The 19,220-nt window shown below is 72.9% G+C and carries 15 protein-coding genes and 2 pseudogenes; 7 read left to right on the top strand and 10 right to left on the bottom strand.

Going from position 1 to position 19,220, the window contains the following annotated elements; all coding sequences use genetic code 11:
* Positions 1–117 precede the first annotated feature (117 nt).
* A pseudogene (locus ACZ6KY_RS12620) lies at positions 118–453 on the top strand (hypothetical protein); the annotation flags it as partial.
* Between the two features lie 572 nt (positions 454–1,025).
* Here the strand turns inward: ACZ6KY_RS12620 and ACZ6KY_RS12615 are convergent.
* The 3 genes from ACZ6KY_RS12615 to ACZ6KY_RS12605 all read right to left on the bottom strand — a co-directional run bounded on the left by ACZ6KY_RS12615 (position 1,026) and on the right by ACZ6KY_RS12605 (position 6,038).
* A complete protein-coding gene (locus ACZ6KY_RS12615) occupies positions 1,026–3,569 on the bottom strand; it encodes a polynucleotide kinase-phosphatase (protein WP_469310303.1) in 2,544 nt (847 codons plus the stop codon).
* Complete coding sequence (locus ACZ6KY_RS12610) at positions 3,566–5,053, bottom strand: 3' terminal RNA ribose 2'-O-methyltransferase Hen1 (protein ID WP_469310302.1); 1,488 nt, start codon at positions 5,051–5,053, stop codon at positions 3,566–3,568. Before ACZ6KY_RS12610 ends, ACZ6KY_RS12615 begins: the two co-directional genes overlap by 4 nt.
* Positions 5,054–5,414: 361 nt before the next feature.
* Complete coding sequence (locus ACZ6KY_RS12605) at positions 5,415–6,038, bottom strand: TetR/AcrR family transcriptional regulator (protein ID WP_469310301.1); 624 nt, start codon at positions 6,036–6,038, stop codon at positions 5,415–5,417.
* Between the two features lie 107 nt (positions 6,039–6,145).
* Here ACZ6KY_RS12605 and ACZ6KY_RS12600 point away from each other — a divergent pair, with 107 nt between their 5' ends.
* Together ACZ6KY_RS12600 and ACZ6KY_RS12595 are read left to right on the top strand one after the other, a co-directional pair.
* The gene (locus ACZ6KY_RS12600) at positions 6,146–6,859 is read left to right on the top strand and encodes an SDR family oxidoreductase (protein ID WP_469310300.1); all 714 of its coding nucleotides are present in this window, start codon (positions 6,146–6,148) and stop codon (positions 6,857–6,859) included.
* 132 nt (positions 6,860–6,991) lie between these two features.
* Positions 6,992–7,915 carry an LLM class F420-dependent oxidoreductase gene (locus ACZ6KY_RS12595; RefSeq protein ID WP_469310299.1) on the top strand — a complete coding sequence of 308 codons (924 nt, stop codon included), beginning with the start codon at positions 6,992–6,994 and terminating at the stop codon, positions 7,913–7,915.
* Between the two features lie 316 nt (positions 7,916–8,231).
* Here ACZ6KY_RS12595 and ACZ6KY_RS12590 read toward each other — a convergent pair whose 3' ends face one another.
* From ACZ6KY_RS12590 to ACZ6KY_RS12575, 4 genes are all read right to left on the bottom strand, one after another.
* Positions 8,232–8,711: a DUF6099 family protein gene (locus ACZ6KY_RS12590; protein ID WP_469310298.1), complete on the bottom strand. Its 480-nt coding sequence runs from the start codon at positions 8,709–8,711 to the stop codon at positions 8,232–8,234.
* Positions 8,712–9,031: 320 nt separating this feature from the next.
* The gene (locus ACZ6KY_RS12585) at positions 9,032–9,364 is read right to left on the bottom strand and encodes a nucleotide pyrophosphohydrolase (protein ID WP_469310297.1); all 333 of its coding nucleotides are present in this window, start codon (positions 9,362–9,364) and stop codon (positions 9,032–9,034) included.
* Entirely contained in the window at positions 9,361–10,518 is a 1,158-nt protein-coding gene (locus tag ACZ6KY_RS12580) for an AAA family ATPase (protein ID WP_469310296.1), read from the bottom strand. The genes ACZ6KY_RS12585 and ACZ6KY_RS12580 overlap by 4 nt, the downstream gene beginning before the upstream one ends.
* Positions 10,519–10,682: 164 nt before the next feature.
* Positions 10,683–11,072 carry a cell division protein SepF gene (locus tag ACZ6KY_RS12575; protein WP_469310295.1) on the bottom strand — a complete coding sequence of 130 codons (390 nt, stop codon included), beginning with the start codon at positions 11,070–11,072 and terminating at the stop codon, positions 10,683–10,685.
* 175 nt (positions 11,073–11,247) lie between these two features.
* Between ACZ6KY_RS12575 and ACZ6KY_RS12570 the strand changes: the two genes are divergently transcribed.
* From ACZ6KY_RS12570 to ACZ6KY_RS12555, 4 genes and pseudogenes are all read left to right on the top strand, one after another.
* The gene (locus ACZ6KY_RS12570) at positions 11,248–11,667 is read left to right on the top strand and encodes a TOBE domain-containing protein (RefSeq protein WP_469310294.1); all 420 of its coding nucleotides are present in this window, start codon (positions 11,248–11,250) and stop codon (positions 11,665–11,667) included.
* A gap of 176 nt (positions 11,668–11,843) precedes the next feature.
* Positions 11,844–13,517, top strand: a complete 1,674-nt coding sequence (locus ACZ6KY_RS12565; protein ID WP_469310386.1) for a hypothetical protein — start codon at positions 11,844–11,846, stop codon at positions 13,515–13,517.
* A 48-nt stretch (positions 13,518–13,565) separates the two neighbouring features.
* A pseudogene (locus tag ACZ6KY_RS12560) lies at positions 13,566–13,703 on the top strand (acyl-CoA dehydrogenase family protein); the annotation flags it as partial.
* Between the two features lie 22 nt (positions 13,704–13,725).
* Complete coding sequence (locus ACZ6KY_RS12555; RefSeq protein WP_469310293.1) at positions 13,726–14,517, top strand: SDR family NAD(P)-dependent oxidoreductase; 792 nt, start codon at positions 13,726–13,728, stop codon at positions 14,515–14,517.
* 240 nt (positions 14,518–14,757) lie between these two features.
* On the opposite strand, the gene ACZ6KY_RS12550 is transcribed toward ACZ6KY_RS12555, so the two are convergent.
* The 3 genes from ACZ6KY_RS12550 to ACZ6KY_RS12540 form a co-directional block, all read right to left on the bottom strand.
* Positions 14,758–16,017, bottom strand: a complete 1,260-nt coding sequence (locus tag ACZ6KY_RS12550; RefSeq protein WP_469310292.1) for a vWA domain-containing protein — start codon at positions 16,015–16,017, stop codon at positions 14,758–14,760.
* Positions 16,014–17,276 carry an AAA family ATPase gene (locus ACZ6KY_RS12545; protein ID WP_469310291.1) on the bottom strand — a complete coding sequence of 421 codons (1,263 nt, stop codon included), beginning with the start codon at positions 17,274–17,276 and terminating at the stop codon, positions 16,014–16,016. The genes ACZ6KY_RS12550 and ACZ6KY_RS12545 overlap by 4 nt, the downstream gene beginning before the upstream one ends.
* A 206-nt stretch (positions 17,277–17,482) precedes the next feature.
* Positions 17,483–18,907 (bottom strand): hypothetical protein, encoded by a 1,425-nt coding sequence (locus ACZ6KY_RS12540; protein ID WP_469310290.1) that lies wholly within the window; start codon positions 18,905–18,907, stop codon positions 17,483–17,485.
* Positions 18,908–19,220: the final 313 nt, after the last annotated feature.

Raw genomic sequence — 19,220 nt, 5'->3', positions numbered from 1 at the left:
GGGGATGTAGAGAACAACACCCGGCTCTGTCCCCCCCAAAAGGGTCTTGCTCGGGTGTCCGCGACCCCCACGAGGGGGGGGGGGGGGTGGGGCGGGGGGGGGGGGGGGGCCCCCCCCCCCCCCCAGGCCTCCTCCGGGGTACTGGTGGGGACCGGGACCGGGGCCACCGGCTGGCTCCGGTCGGTGTGGCAGGAGCGGGGCGGGGGGCTGCCGCTGCCGGGGCCCACGGACGAGCGCCTGCTGTGGTTCGTCCGCGAGGCCTGGCCGTCGCCGGCCACGGGCACCTCGCTCGTGGCCGGCGAGCTCACCGCGTCCGGGCGGCTGTCCCTGACCGTGGAGTCGGACCGGCTCATCGCGTTCGGGGACGGGATGGAGGGGGATGCGGTGGAGCTGATGTGGGGGCAGACCGTACGGGTGGGGGTGGCTGGGGTTCGGCTCCGGCTGGTGGGCTGAGGGGCCTGGCGGCCCCCAGCCCCAGCCGTCGCCGGACCCCGCCGGGCCCCGCGGCCCTGGCCCGGGTCCCGCCCCGCCGTCGGTCGGCCCGTGCCCCGCCCCGGGGCGTCGTGCCCGGCCGGGGTGTCGCTGCCCCGGGTGGGCGGTCGGCGTATCCCTGCCGGGGGGGGGCGGCTGCCGCCCCGGCGGGGGCTGGCCGCGCCGTTCCCCGCGCCCTGACGGGGCTCACCGAGCCGGTTCGGTCGAGCGGTACCCCCTGCCCGGGCACCGGCCACAGGTACTCCCCCGGCCGCACCCCGGCGGGGGCCGAGCGCGCCGTTCCCCACGCCCCTGACGGGGCTCACCGAGCCGACCCGGTCGAGCGGTACCCCCTGCCCGGGCACCGGGCACAGGTACTCCCCCGGCCGCACCCCGGTAGGGGCTGGCCGCGCCGTTCCCCGCGCCCCTGACGGGGTACTGGCCCGCCCCGGCCTGAAACCGTGCCGCCAGACCGGCCAGGACCTGGAGCCGTTCGGCTGCGGCCCCGGCGGGGGCGGGCGCGCCGTTTCCCGCGCCCTTACGGGGGCCACCCGCTACAAGCGGGGGTCCACCGGTTCGGATTCCAGGGAGAGGATGCCGAACACCGCCTCGTGGACGCGCCACAGGGGCTCGCCCTCTGCCAGGCGGTCCAGGGCTTCGAGGCCCAGCGCGTACTCGCGGAGGGCGAGGGACCGTTTGTGGTTGAGGAAGCGGCCGCGCAGGCGGGTGAGGTTCTCCGGACGGGTGTACTCGGGACCGTAGATGATCCGCAGGTACTCGCGCCCCCGGCATTTGATGCCGGGCTGCACCAGTCGCCCGTGACCGCCGCGCACCACCGCGCCGACCGGCTTCACGACCATGCCCTCGCCGCCGCGGCCGGTCATCTCCAGCCACCAGTCGACGCCGGCCCGCACCGACTCCGGGTCACCGGTGTCGACGTAGAGCCGCCGCGTGGTGTGCAGCAGCCCGGTCCCGTCGTGCTCCACGAGCCGGTCGATCAGGGCGAGTTGCTCGTCGTGCGGCAGCCCGGCGAGGCTCCGGCCCTGGACGGCCAGGATCTGGAACGGTGCGAGACGGACGCCTTCAAGGCCGTCCGTCGTCCAGCAGTAGCGGCGGTACGCGTCCGTGAACGCCTGGGCGTCCGTGGCCCGTTCACGCTGGCGCGTCAGCAGCTCACCGACCTCGACGCCCCGCGCGGCCGCCCCTTCGAGCGCGGTCAGCACCCCGGGGAACACCGCGCCGGACGCGGCGCCGACAGCGGCGTACTGACTGCGCAGCAGCCCGGACGCCTTCAGCGACCACGGCATCAACTCGGCGTCGAGCAGTATCCAGTCGGTGTCCAGTTCCTCCCAGAGTCCGGCTTCGGTCGCGGCGGAGCGGACCCGGCCGAGGATCTCCTCGGTGACGTCGGCGTCGTCGAAGAAGGGCCGGCCGGTGCGGGTGTACAGGGACCCCGTGGGACCGTCCACGCCGAACCGCTCGCGCGCCGCGTCCGCGTCCCGGCACACCAGGGCCACCGCCCGCGACCCCATGTGCTTCTCCTCGCACACGACCCGCGCGACCCCGTCCTCGTGGTACTGGGCGAAGGCCTCGGCCGGGTGCTCCAAATAGCCGTCGACGTGCGAGGTCGCGGTCGGAGCCATGGTCGGCGGGAGGTACGGGAGCAGTCTGGGGTCCACCGCGAAGCGGCTCATGACCTCCAGGGCCGCCGCCGCGTTCTCCTCGCGGACGGCCACCCGGCCGGCGTGCCGGGTCTCGACGGCCCGGCGGCCGTGCACGTCCGCGAGGTCCAGCGGACGGCCCTCGTGACCACCCGGCGCCTCGGTCACGAGCGGCTTGGCCGGCTCGTACCAGACCCGCTCGGCCGGTACGTCGACGAGTTCGCGCTCCGGCCAGCGCAGCGCGCTGAGCTTGCCGCCGAACACGGCGCCGGTGTCCAGGCAGATGGTGTTGTTGAGCCAGGTGGCCGTGGGGACCGGGGTGTGCCCGTAGACCACGGCGGCTCGGCCCCGGTAGTCCTCCGCCCACGGGTAGCGCACGGGCAGCCCGAACTCGTCGGTCTCCCCGGTCGTGTCGCCGTACAGCGCGTGCGAGCGCACCCGGCCCGAGGTGCGGCCGTGGTACTTCTCGGGCAGGCCGGCGTGGCAGACGACGAGCCGTCCGCCGTCGAGGACGTAGTGGCTTACCAGCCCGTCGACGAACTCCCGTACGGTGGTGCGGAACTCGTCGCTCTCCCGGTCCAACTGCTCGATGGTCTCGGCGAGTCCGTGGCTGTGCTGGACGTTGCGGCCCTTGAGGTACCGGCCGAGCTTGTTCTCGTGGTTGCCGGGCACGCACAGGGCGTTGCCCGAGCCGACCATGGACATCACCCGGCGCAGCACGCCGGGCGAGTCCGGGCCGCGGTCGACGAGGTCGCCGACGAAGACGGCCGTACGGCCCCCCGGGTGCGCGCCGTCGACGTAGCCGAGCTTGCCGAGCAGGGTCTCCAGTTCGGAGGCGCAGCCGTGGATGTCGCCGACGATGTCGAACGGGCCGGTGAGGTGGGTCAGGTCGTTGAACCGCTTCTCGGTCACCACCGACGCGTTCTCGATGTCCGCGACCCCGCGCAGGACGTGCACCTTGCGGAACCCCTCGCGCTCCAAGCGGCGCAGCGAGCGCCGCAGTTCGCGGGTGTGGCGCTGGATGACGCGGCGCGGCATGTCGGCGCGGTCGGTGCGCGTCGCGTTGCGCTCGGCGCACACCTCCTCGGGCACGTCGAGCACGATGGCGATGGGCAGCACGTCGTACTTCCTGGCGAGTTCGATCAGTCCGCGGCGGCTCTCCTCCTGGACGTTGGTCGCGTCGACGACGGTCCGGCGGCCGGCCGCGAGCCGCTTGCCGGCGATGTAGTGCAGCACGTCGAAGGCGTCACCGCTGGCGCTCTGGTCGTTCTCGTCGTCGGCGACCAGGCCCCGGCAGAAGTCGCTGGAGATGATCTCCGTCGGCTTGAAGTGCCGTCGGGCGAAGGTCGATTTGCCGGAGCCCGACGCACCGATCAGCACCACGAGGGAGAGGTCGGTGACGGGCAGGACGCGCCCCGGGGTGGTCTGCTCGCTCATGCGGCCTTCTCCTCCTTCGCGGTCGGGGTGGCGGTGGCGGTGGCGGTGGCCAGGGTGAAGACGGCCATCTGGGTGGGCGGACCGACCTCGGGGTCGTCGAGGCCGACGGGGGTGAACTCCACGTCGTAGCCGTGCCGTTCGGCGACCTTGCGGGCCCAGGCGCGGAACTCCTCGCGGGTCCACTCGAAGCGGTGGTCGCCGTGCCGGGAGTGTCCGGCCGGCAGGGTCTCCCAGCGGACGTTGTACTCGACGTTCGGGGTCGTCACGAGGACGGTCCGTGGGCGGGCGGAGCCGAACACCGCGTACTCCAGGGCGGGCAGCCGGGGCAGGTCGAGGTGCTCGATGACCTCGCTGAGCACGGCGGCGTCGTAGCCCTTGAGCCGGCGGTCGGTGTAGGCGAGCGAGCCCTGCACGAGCTGGACGCGCGCGGCCTGCCGCTCGCCCATGCGGTCCAGCTTGAGCCGGCGCGAGGCGATGGTGAGCGCGCGCATCGACACGTCGACCCCGACGATCTCGGTGAACCGGGTGTCCTTGAGCAGCGCCTGCACCAACTGTCCCTGTCCGCAGCCGAGATCGAGGACCCGGCTCGCGCCGGACGCGTGCAGCGCGGCGAGGATCGCGTCCCGGCGCAGCACGGCGAGCGGCACCGGCTTCTCCTCGGTGTCGGTCTCCTCGTCGACAGCGTTGTCGATCTCCTCGACCTCGGTGTCGTCGGTCTCGGCGAGCCGGACGAGTTCGAGGCGTTCCATGGCCTCCCGGGTCAGCGACCAACGCCGGGCGAGATAGCGGCTGGTGATCAGCTTGTGCTCCGGGTGGTCCGGCAGCCAGCCCTCGCCCGCCCGCAGCAGCTTGTCGACCTCGTCGGACGACACCCAGTAGTGCTTGGCGTCGTCGAGGACCGGGAGCAGTACGTAGAGGTGGCGCAGGGCCTCGGCGAGCGTCAGCTCCTCCGCCGCCAGTTCGAGGCGTACGTAGCGGGAGTCGCCCCACTCCGGGAAGCGGTCGTCGAGCGGCACGGGCTCGGCCGTCACCGCCCAGCCCAGCGGCTCGAAGAGCCCGCGGACGAGGTCGGCGCCGCCGCGTGCGGGCAGCGAGGGCACCTCGACGCGCAGCGGCCTGGCCTCGGCCGGCAGCTCGGGCCGGGCGGCGCACTGGCCCTTCATCGCGCTGGAGAAGACGGCGCCGATCGCCACGGCGAGCAGCGAGGACGCCGCGTACGGGCGGTCGTTGACGTACTGCGCGAGCGCCGCGTCGGGGGCGCCACCGCGCCCCTTGCCCTTGCCCCGCCGGACCAGCGCCACCGCGTCGACCTCGAGCAGCAGCGCGGCCGTGCACCGCTCGACGGTCGCCTCGGGGTACAGCACATGCGCCGTGCCGTACGACGTCGAGAACGTCTGCGCCTTATCGGGATGCTTGTGCAGCAGAAAGCCGAGATCGGTCGCCGGGCGCTCTGGGGTACCGGTGGTACTGATCGTCAGGAACACAGTGGGTCTGCCTCGAAACGTCTTCTGAGCTGCGGAAACCCAGCGAGTCGTCCGACCGGTGCGCAGCGGCGCGCACGGGCCGGACGCCGGTGGGCCACAGCGTGGGCGAGCGCGCCTCGGCCGTCGCCGCTCCCGGCTCTCCCCCGGCCCGCGCAGCCGTGGCCACGCCGCGCCGCGGCCGACCGCGGGGGCGACGCCTGTCCTCGGCGCGCTCCCACAACGTACAGCGAACGCCCCAGGTGGACCTGCGGTTTTTCACCGCCCGCGGGAGCCCGCCGGGGGGTGCGGCCCGGGGTCGGCCGGAGGCCGCCGCAGGTTCGGCCCGGGGTCAGCCGGAGGCCGCCGGGGCTGCGGCCCGGAGTCAGCCGGAGGTTTCCGACCCGCGCCGCGAGGCGTCTCCGCGCCCGTCCAGGCCGGCGCCGTCCAGCAGGGTGGCGGCGGTCGCGAGGGCGAGGCCGTCGAGGCCCCGGCCCTGCATGACGGCCCGGACGCCCGATCCGTCGAAGGCGACGGTGAGTTGGCGTGCGAGGATCTCGGGGTCCGCTGCTCCGCCGCGCTCCGCCTCGTTCCGGAAGAACGCGGTCAGCGCGTCCTTGCAGCGGCGGGCGACCAGGCTCGCTGGGTGATCCGGCGCCTTCAGCTCCGCGGTCACGGCCACGAAAGGGCAGCCGCGGAAGTCCGGGCGGTCGGCGAGCTCTTCGAGGCGCTCGAAGACGTGCAGAATGCGCTCACGCGGCGGCCTGTCGTCGTCGGGGGGCAGCAGGAACGCCTGGTAGGCGGGCGCGCTGCGTTCCAGGCTGGCCGCCAGCACACCGTCCTTGCCCTCGAAGAGCTGGTACATCGAGCGCTTGGACACCCCGGCCACCCGGCACAGCGCCTCGACGCCGACGCCGACGCCCTCGCGGTAGAAGAGATCGGCCGCGGCGTCGAGCAGTCGGTCGCGGGTCGAGGAACCGGCGGTCGCGGTCGAGGTCGCCTGTGTCATACGCCCAGCTTACGTTCTCCGTTTGCATCTTGGAAACCGATCGGTTTACAGTGCGGACGGCGCAGGAAACCGATCGGTTTCCAATCGGCCCCCAAGAGGAGAAGCTCATGACCAGCATCGAAGGTTCGGTGGCGCTCGTGACGGGCGGCAGCCGCGGTATCGGCAAGACCCTCGTGGAGGCCCTCTACGAGCGCGGCGCCAAGAAGGTCTACGCGACCGCCCGCGACCCGCGCACCGTCTCCCACCCCGACGCGGTGCCGCTGGCGCTGGAGGTCACCGACCCGGCATCGGTCGCGGCGGCGGCCGCACACGCCCAGGACGTCACCCTGCTGATCAACAACGCGGGCGCGACGGCCTCCACGTCCTTCCTCGACTCCCCGATCGAGGACGTGCGGCGGGAATTCGACATCAACTTCTTCGGGCCGCTGCTCACCACCCGGGCGTTCGTCCCGGTCCTGGAGCGCAACGGCGGCGGGCACATCCTGACCGTCCACTCGGTGCTGTCGTGGGTCACGGTGCCCGGGGCCGACGGCTACAGCGCCGCGAAGGCCGCCCTGTGGTCCCAGAGCAACGCCCTGCGCCTGGAGCTCCAGCCCCGCGGCATCAAGGTCACCGGGCTGCACGTGGGATACGTCGACACCGATCTGACCGCCGGACTCGACGTGCCCAAGGTCACCGCGCACAGCGTGGCCGAGCAGGCCCTCGACGGGATCGAGGCGGACGCTTACGAAGTCCTCGCGGACGCGCTCACCCGCCAGGTCAAGGCCGGCCTCTCCGGTGAGCTGAGCGCCCTGTATCCCCAGCTCGCCGGACAGCAGTAGCCCGCCGCGGGCCTCGCACACGAAGCCGCCGCACCCGCCGCGGGCTCCGCCGGCGAAGCCGCTTCCCGATCGGGAAAGCCGTGACAGCGGTTCGACAGGGGGCGCCTGTTGTGACCGGTGCATGATGGATACATGGATCTTCGAGTCTTCACAGAACCGCAGCAAGGCGCGACCTACGAGACGCTGCTCCGCGTCGCCAAGGCCGCCGAAGACCTCCATTACGGAGCCTTCTTCCGTTCTGATCACTATGTGCACATGGGATCCGTCGACGGGCTCCCCGGTCCCACCGACGCCTGGATCACCCTGGCCGGCATCGCCCGCGAGACGAGCCGCATCCGCCTGGGCACCCTGATGACTGCCGGAACCTTTCGCCTCCCCGGCGTCCTCGCCATTCAGGTCGCCCAGGTCGACCAGATGTCGGGCGGCCGCGTGGAACTCGGCCTCGGCGCCGGCTGGTACGAGGCCGAGCACACGGCGTACGGCATCCCGTTCCCGAAGGAGAAGTTCGGCCGGCTGGAGGAGCAACTCGCGGTCGTCACCGGGCTGTGGGGCACGCCGGTCGGCGAACGCTTCAACTTCGACGGAACGTATTACCAGCTCAAGGACTCACCCGCGCTGCCCAAGCCGACGCAGCCGAAGGTGCCCGTCCTGATCGGCGGCCACGGGGCCAGGCGGACGCCGGCGCTCGCGGCGCGCTATGCCGACGAGTTCAACATCCCCTTCGCCGGACTCGCGGACACGGAGCAGCAGTTCGGCCGGGTGCGCACGGCTCTGCGACAGGCCGGGCGCAGGGCGGACGAACTCGTCTACTCCAACGCCCTGGTGGCGTGTGTCGGCCGGAACGACAGCGAGGTGAGGCGTCGGGCGGACGCCATCGGCCGCGATGTCGACGAACTGAAGGCCAACGGACTCGCGGGCTCTCCCGCGGAGGTCGTCGAGCGGATCGCCCAGTATCAGGCGGTCGGTTCGCAACGGATGTACCTCCAGATGCTCGACCTCGACGACCTGGACCAACTGGACTTGATCGCCTCCGAGGTGACGCCGCAGCTGGGCTGAGCGGTTGGACGCGGCGTGCGATCGGCCGGGCCGGTCCGCCGGCCTCGGCCCACGCCGGTTGGACGGCTTTGGCGAGGGCCGGTCGACGGCGGGGGCCATGATCGGCGTCGGCGTCCGGCTGGGGGCCGGGTGGGGGTTCGGATTAGGGTACGGGCACAGGTACGGCTGGAACGTGGCCCGGTAAGCCCGGTGTCAGCCGTCGGCCACCCGGCGAGGCGGTCGAAGACCACGTCACTCGGCGAGGTGGTCGAAGACCGGCGACGGCAGGGGCTGCCGACACCCGGCCGGCTGGCCGAATACCGGCAACGACGAGCGCCTACCCCGCGGCCGAGTCCCGCTCGACCACGCCTTTCTCGTCCCGCACCGCGAGTCGTCTCAGCATTTCCAGGACGCGGTCCCGGGACTCGTCCGCCGCGTCGATCGCCTCCATGCACTGCCAGTAGGTCCCCTCGTCGTCCGCCGCGCAGGCGATGCCGACCAGGGCTATGCCGACCTCGGCCAGGAGGGCGCCGAGGCAGAGCAGGGCCTCGCGCGCGTCGCCCAGCTCCGTGAGCTGGGCGGCTCGTAAGGCACCGACTCCCAGTGCGTGATTCCCGAGCACTCCGCAGCCGCGGCCCGCCAGCTCGGTCAATCCGAGGGCCTCGCCCCGGAGTTCAGGAGGTCCGGACACGGCGAGGCGGCTGCCGATCGCCTGTGCCAGGGAATGCGCCTGCCACGCTTCCGCCATCACCTCCGGGGTGTCACCGCTCTCCGCCAGTGCACGTCTGCTCGCCACGATGAGCCGCACCGCTTCCATGCGCTGCCCCCGTCTGTCCGACGCGCTCTCGCACGTCCGCCCGAACTCCCTTGTTCACTACCCAGAGTGAAGTCCCTTGAGACGAAAAGCCAGAGGAAGCCCGAAATCTGTGGACACGGAATCGCATCGGGACGACTTGACGACTACGGAGAGTAACAGATTCCTCTTTTGGTGCCGCGTGACGGCCGCCCCGCCAGGGGCTTCTCAGTACCGGGAAGCCGCCCCAGAGGGACCTCCGGCGCGCAGAAGCCCGCCCGTCAGGAGCCCTCCGGAGCGGGGAAGGCCCGCCAAGGGGCGCCCAGTTCCAAGAAAGCCGGCCGTCAGGGACTCCCCGGTACCGGGAACCTCCGCTGATTGCGGTCGATCTTCGCGTCCAGGGCCGCGAGCGGGTCGATGCCCAGCACCTCGCAGAACTGGAGCAGATACGCGAGGACGTCCGCGACCTCGTCGGTGACACGGTGCGCGGTGTCCTTGTCGTCCATGACGCGGGCCGACTCCTCCGGCGTCAACCACTGGAAGATCTCGACGAGTTCGGCCGCCTCCACACTCAGGGCGGCGACCAGGTTCTTGGGGGTGTGGTACGGCTGCCAGTTCCGCGCGGCCGCGAACTCGGCCAGTCTGCGCTGCAGCGTCGCTACGTCCAGTTCACTCACGGCGTCAGGTCTACCACCGTGGCTCCCACCACCCCGAACGCGTGAGCCCCGTCGCTCAGGGCGCCCATCAGCCGGATGTGCCCGCGCTCGCACATCCGCGCCGCCAGCCGCACCAGTTCCCCGGCCTGCCGGGCGTCCAGCCCAAGGTCGAGGCCGTCGGCCAGGACCGTCAGCGACTGGAACGCGGCCGGGACCTCGCCCGCCGGGTCGACCTCCAGGACCCCGGGTCCGGTGAGCAGCACCAGAGCCAGCGCGAGATACCTCAACTCGCCGTCCCCGAGCAGCCCGAGCGGCGTACGGACGCCGTCCCCGCGGTCGAGGAGCGCGCGGACGGTGCCGTCGCCGAGCACCTCGGCCAGCACGTCGGTGACCGTGCCCGCGCAGCCGGCGCGGACCGCGGTGACCAGGTGGGCGTAGCGGTGGCCGCACTCCGACCTGGTGCGCCACAGCACTTCGGCGAGGTTTCCGCAGTCACGCAGGAGTCGCCCGGAGCCGAGCGGAACGGGGGCCCGCATCGAGTCCGGGCTCGGGTCGCAGACGTAGACGGAACGCAGCGCGAGGACCATCTGCTCGGCGGCGGCCAGGACTTGGCACTCGCCGGCGGTGCGGCCCGCCACGCGCAGGGGCAGCAGCGCTGTGCCGAGGCGGTCGTCGGGGAGCGGGACCCGGGTCACCGCGGCGGGACCCCCGGTGTGCCAGGCCGCCTGGACGGACGGGCGGCCCGGGTCGCGCAGCGCCGTCTCCAGCAGGGTCAGCCCGCCCGCCGACAACCGCTCGCCCACGATGCGCAGTTCGGGTTCGGCCTGGACGGCGACATCGAGCCGGACCGGGCCTTCGGGTCCGTCCACCGTGCAGCCGACGCGGAAGCCGCGGCGGTGCTGGGCGTCGGGCCGGGACCGTTCGGGGACGCAGGCGACCGGGTCCGGGAACACCTCCCGGAGCCCGGCACCGGCACCCAGCCGCGCCAGCGCCTCGTAGGCCCGCAGGGCGGCTGTCTTGCCGCTGCCGCTGGGGCCGGTGACAAAGGTGAGCGGTCCCAGCGGGAACCGGACGCGGCGATGGGTGGCGAAGGCGGCGAGCCGCAGCTCGGTGACGCCCGGACGGACGGGGCGCGCCTCCGCCGCGGTGGGAGCTTCCGGCGAGGACAGAGTCATATGCGGACGGTATGCGTCCACCGCGAGGCGAACCGTTACACCCGGGGGATCTTCCTACGATCGGGGGACGGAACCACCCGACGGAACCGCCCGACCCCGCTATTGGGAACCCCCGCGCATCGCCGGCCGGCGCCCCTCGCCCCCACCCGGCCCGCGCCGCGGAGTCAGAGTCCGGGAACGCCGACCCCCTCCATCAGCCCCCGCACCTCGGTCCCCGGAGGCGTCAGCAGGAACACGTTCCGGTCGACCCGGTGCATCCCGCTCGCCAGACCGAAGACCACGCCCGTACTGAAGTCCAGGACCCGTTTGGCGACCTCGGTCTCCGCGCCGGTCAGGTCGAGGAGGACAGGGGTGCCGGACATCAGCGTCTCGGCCACGTCGCGTGCGTCCGCGAAGACGTTGACCCGCAGGACCACGAAGCGGCGCCGCGTCTCGGTCTCGGCCTCGGGCATCGACCGGTGGCGGACCGCAGAGGGCCAGGCGTCCCGGCCGCGCAACGGAACGACCTGGGCGAGCCCTTCCCATTGTTCATCGGTGACGTCGCGGCCGGTCATCGATCCACCCCGTCCTGGCTCGCACTCGTTGTCTGCACCGGGCAATTCTTACGCATGGTCACCCGTTCGGCCGAACAGCGACACGGTCCGCGACCCGGACGGGGAGACGACGCTTGAGGCAAGCTACGTATATACGTCCATATCCATCGCGCCGCACAGCAATCGAGGCCTCCCCATGAGCCTGAGCATCCGCAATCAACTCCCCGGCACGGTCACATCCGTCACCCCCGGTGAGGTGATGGCGACGGTGAAGGTCCGGCTCGACGCCGGACAGGAGATCACCGCCGCCGTCACCCTGGAGGCCGTACAGGAACTCGGCCTGACGTCAGGCTCCGCGGTGCGGACCCTGTTCAAGTCGACGGAGGTGTCCCTCGCGACCGGTCCGGTGAACGGGCTGAGCATCCGCAACCAGCTGCCGGGCACGGTCACCGACGTCGCCTCCGGCGGCGCCATGGCCCGCGTCAAGGTCCAGGTCGCGGGCGGCGAGCTGACCTCCGCGATCACCAAGGACGCGGTCACCGAACTGGGCCTTTCCGCGGGTTCCGAAGTCATCGCCCTCATCAAGTCCACAGAGGTGTCACTGTCCAACGCCTGACCCGCCTGCCCCGCCGGACCGCCGAACGGGTGCTCTTACTCGCCTCACACCGGACTCTTCACGTCCTGTCGAGCACGGCTCACCTGCGGGAATTAGCGTCTTACGGCGTGTACTCGGCAGAAATCAAGCCGGCGCCCACCCGCCGGCAGGCCCCTTCGAAGGTCTCGCCCGGCGGGCTGCTCGCGCGGTGGAACCCGGACGAGGCGCCCGCGCAATGGCACCGTGTCCTGACCCTCCTGGCCGACATCAGCCTCTTCATCGGTACGCGCCCGCTGTGGGCGCAGGCCGCGAGCCACCGGCTCGTCGTGGCCGCGATCGTCTCGCTCTGCTATGCCTCGATCCTGGCGACGGGCGTACTGGCGCTCGTGGTGCGCCGGGGCCGCTCGCTGGCGCGGCTCGACCTCGTCGTCCTCCTGACCGCGATCACGCTCGTCGTGTGCGGGCTGGTCATGAACCACCAGGGCAGCGACGAGTCGGTCCTCACCACCCAGGCCGCCCACGAGTTCCTCGCCGGCCATCAGGTCTACGACCGTCCGTGGCCCTGGCTCTTCGGCCACGGCGTCGCCCTCACCGCGACGATGAACGGCGGCTACGACTACACGTACGGCTATCCACCGCTCGCGCTGATGCTCACCGCGCCGCTGCTGTGGATCGGGCACGGCTCGACCCCCGCGACGATGGTCGGCACCGGGGCCGTGATCGCGGGCGCGGTCGTCATGTGGCGGATGCTGCCGGTGCCGTGGCGTTCCGCCGCGACGCTGGCCTGTCTCGGCTTCGGTCTGCTGCCGACGTACGCGCGGCTCGGCTATCCGGCGATCCTCGCCTGCGCCCTGCTCATCCCGGTGGTCGTGGGCTGGCCGCGCATGGGCGGCGGCGGCCGGGGCGACATCGCGCGGGCGGTCTGCCTCGGGGCGGCCTGCGCGGCGCAGCAACTCCCCTGGTTCCTCGCGCCGTTCCTGCTGGCCGGGGTGTACGCGCTGCGCCGCGGGGACCTCGGCGCCCGCGCGGCGGCGGTCGCGGTGGGGCGGATCGTCGGCGTCGCCGCCACCACATGGCTGCTGATCAACGCGTACTTCATCGTGAGCGAGCCGCGCGCCTGGCTCGCCGGGATCGCGCTGCCGCTCACCCAGGACGCGGACATCCACGGGCAGGGCCTGGTCGACATCTCGCTCTACTTCACCAACGGCAGCGACCGCCTCGCCTGGTACGCGCACGCGAGTCTGCTGCTGGCGGCCGGTCTGCTGGCGCTGTTCGTGCTGTTCGTACGACGGCTCGGACCGGCGGCGACCGTGCTGCCCTGGTGCGCGTTCTACGTGGCGACCCGTTCGCAGGACGGCTACTACCTGCTGATGACGCCCCTGTGGGTGGCCGCCGCGATCACCGCGCCCTGGCAGGCCTTCCGGACCGCGTGGCAGCCCCGCCCCGCCTTCCTGCGCGGGCTGCACCGGCGCGGGGCCCAGGTGGCCGCGGTCGCCCTGTTGCTGGCCCCGACCGCGGCGGCGGTGAGCCTGGCGGCCACCGGGTCACCGCCGCTGCGCATGCAGATCGTCGACGCGCGCCGCGCCGCCCAGTCGCTGACCGGGCTCACGGTCGGCGTCACCAACCTCGGCGCCGCGGCACTGAGCCCGCACTTCACGCTGACCACGGGCCAGGGCATGAGCCGCTACTGGTCGGTGACGTCCGGCCCGGCCACGCTGGCCGGCCACGCCTTCGGCCGTTACGAACTCCGGCCCCCCGACGGCAAGTTCCAACTCCCACGAACCGGCGTACGCATGCGTCTGCGCGCCGTCTCGGCGTCGCCGATGACTCTGTCGAGCACGGACCTCCACCTGACGACGATCCAGCCCTGAGCACTCCGCCGTCTCCGCCTGGCCGGCCGAACACCCGCTGCCCGGGCGCGGACGGCGGATCGGCGCACGTGCCTGTTCGGCGGGTACGGATACATGCTGGAATACCCCGTCGCCCCGCTGTACGCGGACGCGCGCATCACCCGGCTCCACGCCGGGACCAGCGAGGTCTTGAAGGTCATCATCGCCAATCCCTGGGACTGTGATGCCGATGCCGGAACCAACGGATTTCACGCGCCGGAAGGGTGTCGCGTTCGTCGCGGGCGGCACCGGCGGTATCGGCGCGGCGATCGTGCGGATGCTGGCCGAGCGGGGCAGCGACGTGGCGTTCACCTATCGCTCCAGCGAGGCAGCCGCCGACGCGCTCGCCGCGGAGATCACGGGGGAGCTCGCGGAGCAGGGTCGCCAAGTGACGCCCCTGCGACTCGACTTGACCGAGGAGGAGGCTGTCGCCGCCGCCGTGTCCGAGACGGCCGCGACGCTCGGCGGACTGCACACCCTCGTCTACGCGGCGGGCCCGCATGTACCGATGGTGCACCTGAGCGGGGTCGCGCCGAGCCGGTTCCGCGCCCAACTCGACGCGGACGCCGGGGCGTTCTTCAATCTGGTGCACCCCGCGCTGCCCCTGCTGCGGGAGAGCCGGGGCAGTGTCGTCGCCGTCACCACCGTGGCCACCCGCCGGTTCCCCGTCCGCGACGGCCTCTCCTCGGGCCCCAAGGGGGCGGTCGAGGCGGTCGCCCGCGCCCTGGCCGCCGAGGAGGGGCGCTACGGCGTCCGGGTGAACTGCGTCGGACCCGGCATGCTGACCGACGGCATCGCCGCCCGCCTGATCGGTTCCGGCGAACTCGACGACACGGCACTGGAGATCACCCGCCGCAACATCCCACTGGGCCGCTTCGGCACCGCGAGGGATGTCGCCGAGGCCGTGGCGTTCCTGGCCTCGGACCGCGCGGGCTTCATCACCGGCCAGGCGCTGGGGGTGGACGGGGGGTACAGCGTGTAGGGCGTGCCCGACCTGCCGTACGACCCGAGTCCGGCCGAAGGACCGTACGTACGACCGGGGTTGCCCAACCAGGCGTACCGGAACGGCTTTTCCCGCGCCCCGTACCAGCCAGGCTGTCCAACCCCCCGTACCAGCCAGGCCTGTCCAACCCCCCCCGTACCGGCCAGGCGGCCTGTCCGGCCCGTCCCACGGCCGGATCCGCCCCCGCTCACCGTCCGGTGGCGGGCCGTCCCGAGGCGTTCACCGGGTCGCCGGGGCCGACCCGATCTCGACCACGCGCGCCCAGGCGGGCGGCGCGTCGGGCACGTAGTCGGGATCGTCCTCGTCGTAGGAGTCGTCCGGTCCTCCGCGGGGGAAGAGGCCCACGACCGTACGGCACGGGGGTCGCGTTTCCGGCCAGGGAGTCTGCCCGTCGGTGAGGACCACGACGACATCGGGGCGCGGCCGGGCCCGTAGCGCCGCGGTGAATCCCGAGCGCAGGTCCGTACCGCCACCGCCCAGGAGCGGGATGCCCTCGGCGCGGCACAAGGGGTGCACGATCCCGGCCGCCGAGTCGCACGACACCACGGTGATCAGGTCGCGACGGCCGCCCACGGCACGGGAGATGGCGGAGACCTCCAGAAGCGCGCTGCCCAGCTCCGCGTCGCTGACCGACCCGGAGGTGTCGATGACGACCGAGACCCGGGGCGGTCTGCGGCGCAGGCTCGGCAGGACCACGCCGGGCACACCCGCCGAGCGCCGCGACGGCCGGCCGTAGGTGTAGTCCTCGCCCGCGCCGGGACCCGAGGCCGCGGAGCGGACCGCGGCCCCCAGCAGCTCCCGCCACGGCTGGGGCTGCTGGAAGGCTTCCTCCGCCCACCGTTGCCATCCCGCCGGGTTCTTCCCGGGGCGTGCCTTGATGCCCTGCGCGACCCGGAAGCGGACCGCGTCGCGTTCCTGCGCGCTGAGACCGTGCGCGCCGTCCGGACCGAGGTCCCACTCCCGTTCGCGTCCGTCGGCGCCGCTGCCGCAGTCCAGCCAGGCCAGGCTCTGGGTACGCGGCCCGAGCCGGAACTGACGGAGGTAGTCCTCCATGAGCTCGCCCGGACGCAGGTGCAGGAGTTGCGGCGTGACGGCGCCCTCGGGCCGGACGAGCCCTGTGCCGAACGCGTCGTCGTTGATCTCGCAGTCGGCTGCGATGTTCATCCGCAGCCGTTCCCCCGGACCGGTGAGTCCGCGTTCACGGGCGACCCGTTCGCTGCGGCCGTGGTGGTCGCGCAGCAGGTGCGAGACCTCGTGCACCCAGACGCCGGCCAGGTCCTCGACGGGCGTGCGGTCCACGAACACCGGCGAGACGTAGCACCGCCAGTGCCGGTCGACGGCCATCGTCGGCACCCACCGGGACTCGACGGTGTGCAGGGCGAACAGAGCCGTCGCCAGGTAGGGGCGGACGCGCGCCGCGTGCAGGCGGGCGGCGTAGAGTTTTTCGAGGTCCAGGACCCCCGGCTCGTCCGCCGTCATCGTCCCGCCTTGGTGCCGACCGCGATGCGGGCCGCCGCGTCGTCCGCGCGCCGGGACAGCTTCACCGCTCCGGCCAGCCGCTCGATGGAGGCGGGAACGTCCCAGTCCTCCTGGCGCAGCGTCGCGAGAGTGGTCGCGGGTACGACCACCAGGTCCGGGGCGCCGGTGTCGAGCGCCCTGACGAGCAGGGCCCAGGCCGCGTCCCAGCGGGCCTTCTCGGGCCGCTTGCGGACCGCGGCCACCACGCCGTCGAGGACGGCCTGGCGCAGATCCCCCCGCTCGGGCAGGACGGCGCCCGCCGGGTCGGCGAGCAGGGTCTCGGGGTCGGGCAGGTCCATCCGGTCCACGCTCGCCAGCAGTTCCAGTCCCGGTCCGTCCCCCACCGCGCCTCTGACCAGCAGGGAGAGCACTTCCCGGGAGGATCCGGCGGCGGTCGCGAAGGCGATCAGGTTCAGGGTCGTCTCCCAGCTCCGGGGGGAGGGCCAGGCACCGCCCCGGCGGGTCTCGCCGCTGGGCAGCCGGTGGACGAGTCCGGGGCGGGCGGCGAGGAGTCCGCACACCGCGCGGCGGGCGAAGTCCACGGCCTCCGGCAGTTTCCGCGGGTCGAGCCGTGGCAGGGTCGCGCGCGGCCAGGTACCGCCGAGTCCGCGTACGACGACCTCGTGGTCGTGGGCCCACTGGAGGTGGACGAACCGGTTGGCCAGCGGCGGGCTCAGTTCCCAGCCGTCGGCCGCCGAGGAGCGCGGGTTCGCTGCGGCCACGATCCTTACGCCGGGCGGCAGTTGGAGGGTGCCGATGCGCCGCTCCAGGACGAGGCGGAGCAGGGCGGCCTGAACTGCCGGGGGCGCGGTGGACAGTTCGTCCAGGAACAGCAGTCCCCGGCCCGCGCGTACGAGCCGCACCGCCCACTCCGGCGGGGCCATGGGCACGCCCTGTTCGGCGGGATCGTCGCCGAGGACGGGCAGCCCGGAGAAGTCGGAGGGCTCGTGGACGCTGGCGATGACCGTGGTCAGCGGCAGGTCCAGGGTCTCGGCGAGCTGGGTCAGGGCCGCGGTCTTGCCGATGCCCGGCTCACCCCACAGGAGCACGGGCAGGTCTGCGGCGACGGCGAGAGTGAGGGCCTCCAGTTGGCTGTCGGGACGCGGTTCGGTGCGGGTGTCGCGGAGCAGGGCCAACAGCGAGTCGGCGACGTCGAGTTGGGTGGCCTGGGCAGGTTCGACGAGGGCATCGGGTTCGGTGAGCGGGGTGCGCGTGGGCATGTTTGGTCACCTTTGGGTTTCGTGGTGGGGCCGCTCGGGCGCGGGGGCGTGGACCCCCGGAGCGGTCGACTGTCTTTCAGCGAGAGGTTGATGAGCTGCCACCGGGCGGCAAGCCGTCGGCGCTCCGCGAACGGCCGGCGGTCGGCGAACGGCCAGTGGTCTACGAGGTGCCGGCGGTCGGCGAACGGCCAGTGGTCTACGTACGGTCAGCGACGGGTCGTGTCACGCGGGCGGGAACGGTGGTCACGGGGGCGGGCGGGCCCCGGGCGAAGACGGTCGGGTCCGGGACCGGTCAGGCCCGCCCTGAACAGTCCGTAGGTGACGCGGCGCAGCGCGGCCGCCTGGAGTTCGTCCCGCAGGTCGCCGCTGCGCAGCACCGCGTCGGCGCCGAGCAGCCCCTCGACGACGGCCAGCGCACCGGCGGTGTCGCCGTGGCGCAGGCGTTCACGGACGCCAAAGAGGCAGTGCGGCCGCCGGTGCGCCTCGTCGATGGCCTGGAGGCAGGGAAGTGGTGTGCCGGTCAGTGCGACCAGCAGTTCCTCGCGGCGGATCTCGGCCGGGTCGTGGTCGAGCGGCGCGAGCACGCCGTCGACCAGGCCGATCCGGTGCCGGGCTCCCCGGCACTCCACCAGACGCGGCTGTCCCGCCTGGTCCGCGATCCCGGTGGACGCCCCCGGGAGCCGGTCCGGCACGAGCGCCGAGGCGACCAGCGGATGCAGCCGCCCGGCCTCGATCGCGCCGGCGCGGATCAGGGCCAGGTCGGGCAGCACCCAGGTCGCGGCGTCGGGCAGGGCCGGTACCGCGAGGACGCTGCCGTCGGCGGGCGCCGCGGCGATCCGCAGGGCGGGCGGCTCGACGCGTTCCGGGTCCCTGACCAGTTCCAGGAGCAGCCGCTGCCGGGTCCCGAGCCGCACGGTGACGGTGCCGGTCGTCCGCCCCTCGTCGTGGAGCAGAATCGCCGCCTCGGCCGCCCACCGGCCGACGGCGCAGCCGAGGTCCCGGGGAACCGGTTCCGGTGGATCCGCGTCCCCCGAACGAGTGTCGCCCGTAGGCCGGTCGGCACCGGAACGGACTCGCAGTTCATCGGTTCTGCGCGTGTCCCACAGGTGGCGGTGCAGGTCGAGGCGGTACCGCCGGCTGGGGCGGGGGTGCGGATGGCGGCGGACTCCGGCATCGAAGGTGAACCCGTCGCGGGTTCCGCCGCGAGTTCCGTCCCAGAGCGCGAGGCTGATCCGCTGACCGCCGTCCGCCCAGGCCGGTGGAGTGCGGACCACGAGGTGAACCGGGTGTACGCCGTCGCGCCCGGCGCGGTCGTATCGAGCCAGCGTGATGGTGAGGCCGGGGCGCAGCAGCCCGTCGGGGGCGACTCTCGGCATGTGCCAGCGCAGCAGGTCGGGAGCCAGATGGCGTAGATCGGCACGGACTCGGGACGCCAGTGCCCGACCGTGCGTGCGTGCCAGGGAGCGCAGATCGAGGTCGACATCGAGGCCTGCGGCGGTGCACGCACCCGCCCAGTCCCCGGAAAGGCGGCGGGTGGTCGCGGTCTCGATCATGGTGGGCGGCACGGCGAAGTCACGCACGCGCGGCCAGAAGGAGAGGAGGGAATCCTCGTACGCGGTTCGAGTGAGCATCAGCACTCACCTTGCGCGGACGGGTCCCCCGATCTGATTTCAGAGGGAGTCATCATCGCGGGGAGCATAACCCGGGGTTGGTGATCTGTCAGGTGCGATCGGGTGCGGACCGATCCGGCGTCCGCCGACGAACGTGGCACGCACGAGGTCGGCGGACAGCGCGTCGAGCGCCTCCGGCAGGGCACCTGCGGCAGGCACCGGCCGACGGCCGAGCCGACCGTCAACTCACTGACTCGACTGGGTGGTTGGGCTTCACGAGCCGGAACGGGTCCATGACCATCAGGTTTTCGGACCGGCCCCTGCCCGTCGGCCG

It is taken from the genome of Streptomyces sp. NPDC042002 (assembly GCF_055588305.1).
Note: the sequence above shows the minus strand (reverse complement) of the source record. Positions and strands in the feature narration are given on the sequence as shown.

What these genes read in the sequence shown, in the direction of transcription:
- ACZ6KY_RS12615 (WP_469310303.1), bottom strand. Translation starts at nt 3,569, where the DNA reads ATGAGCGAGCAGACCACCCCGGGGCGCGTCCTGCCCGTCACCGACCTC.
- ACZ6KY_RS12605 (WP_469310301.1), bottom strand. Translation starts at nt 6,038, where the DNA reads ATGACACAGGCGACCTCGACCGCGACCGCCGGTTCCTCGACCCGCGAC.
- ACZ6KY_RS12600 (WP_469310300.1), top strand. Translation starts at nt 6,146, where the DNA reads ATGACCAGCATCGAAGGTTCGGTGGCGCTCGTGACGGGCGGCAGCCGC.
- ACZ6KY_RS12595 (WP_469310299.1), top strand. Translation starts at nt 6,992, where the DNA reads ATGGATCTTCGAGTCTTCACAGAACCGCAGCAAGGCGCGACCTACGAG.
- ACZ6KY_RS12590 (WP_469310298.1), bottom strand. Translation starts at nt 8,711, where the DNA reads ATGGAAGCGGTGCGGCTCATCGTGGCGAGCAGACGTGCACTGGCGGAG.
- ACZ6KY_RS12580 (WP_469310296.1), bottom strand. Translation starts at nt 10,518, where the DNA reads ATGACTCTGTCCTCGCCGGAAGCTCCCACCGCGGCGGAGGCGCGCCCC.
- ACZ6KY_RS12575 (WP_469310295.1), bottom strand. Translation starts at nt 11,072, where the DNA reads ATGACCGGCCGCGACGTCACCGATGAACAATGGGAAGGGCTCGCCCAG.
- ACZ6KY_RS12570 (WP_469310294.1), top strand. Translation starts at nt 11,248, where the DNA reads ATGAGCCTGAGCATCCGCAATCAACTCCCCGGCACGGTCACATCCGTC.
- ACZ6KY_RS12555 (WP_469310293.1), top strand. Translation starts at nt 13,726, where the DNA reads ATGCCGGAACCAACGGATTTCACGCGCCGGAAGGGTGTCGCGTTCGTC.
- ACZ6KY_RS12550 (WP_469310292.1), bottom strand. Translation starts at nt 16,017, where the DNA reads ATGACGGCGGACGAGCCGGGGGTCCTGGACCTCGAAAAACTCTACGCC.
- ACZ6KY_RS12545 (WP_469310291.1), bottom strand. Translation starts at nt 17,276, where the DNA reads ATGCCCACGCGCACCCCGCTCACCGAACCCGATGCCCTCGTCGAACCT.
- ACZ6KY_RS12540 (WP_469310290.1), bottom strand. Translation starts at nt 18,907, where the DNA reads ATGCTCACTCGAACCGCGTACGAGGATTCCCTCCTCTCCTTCTGGCCG.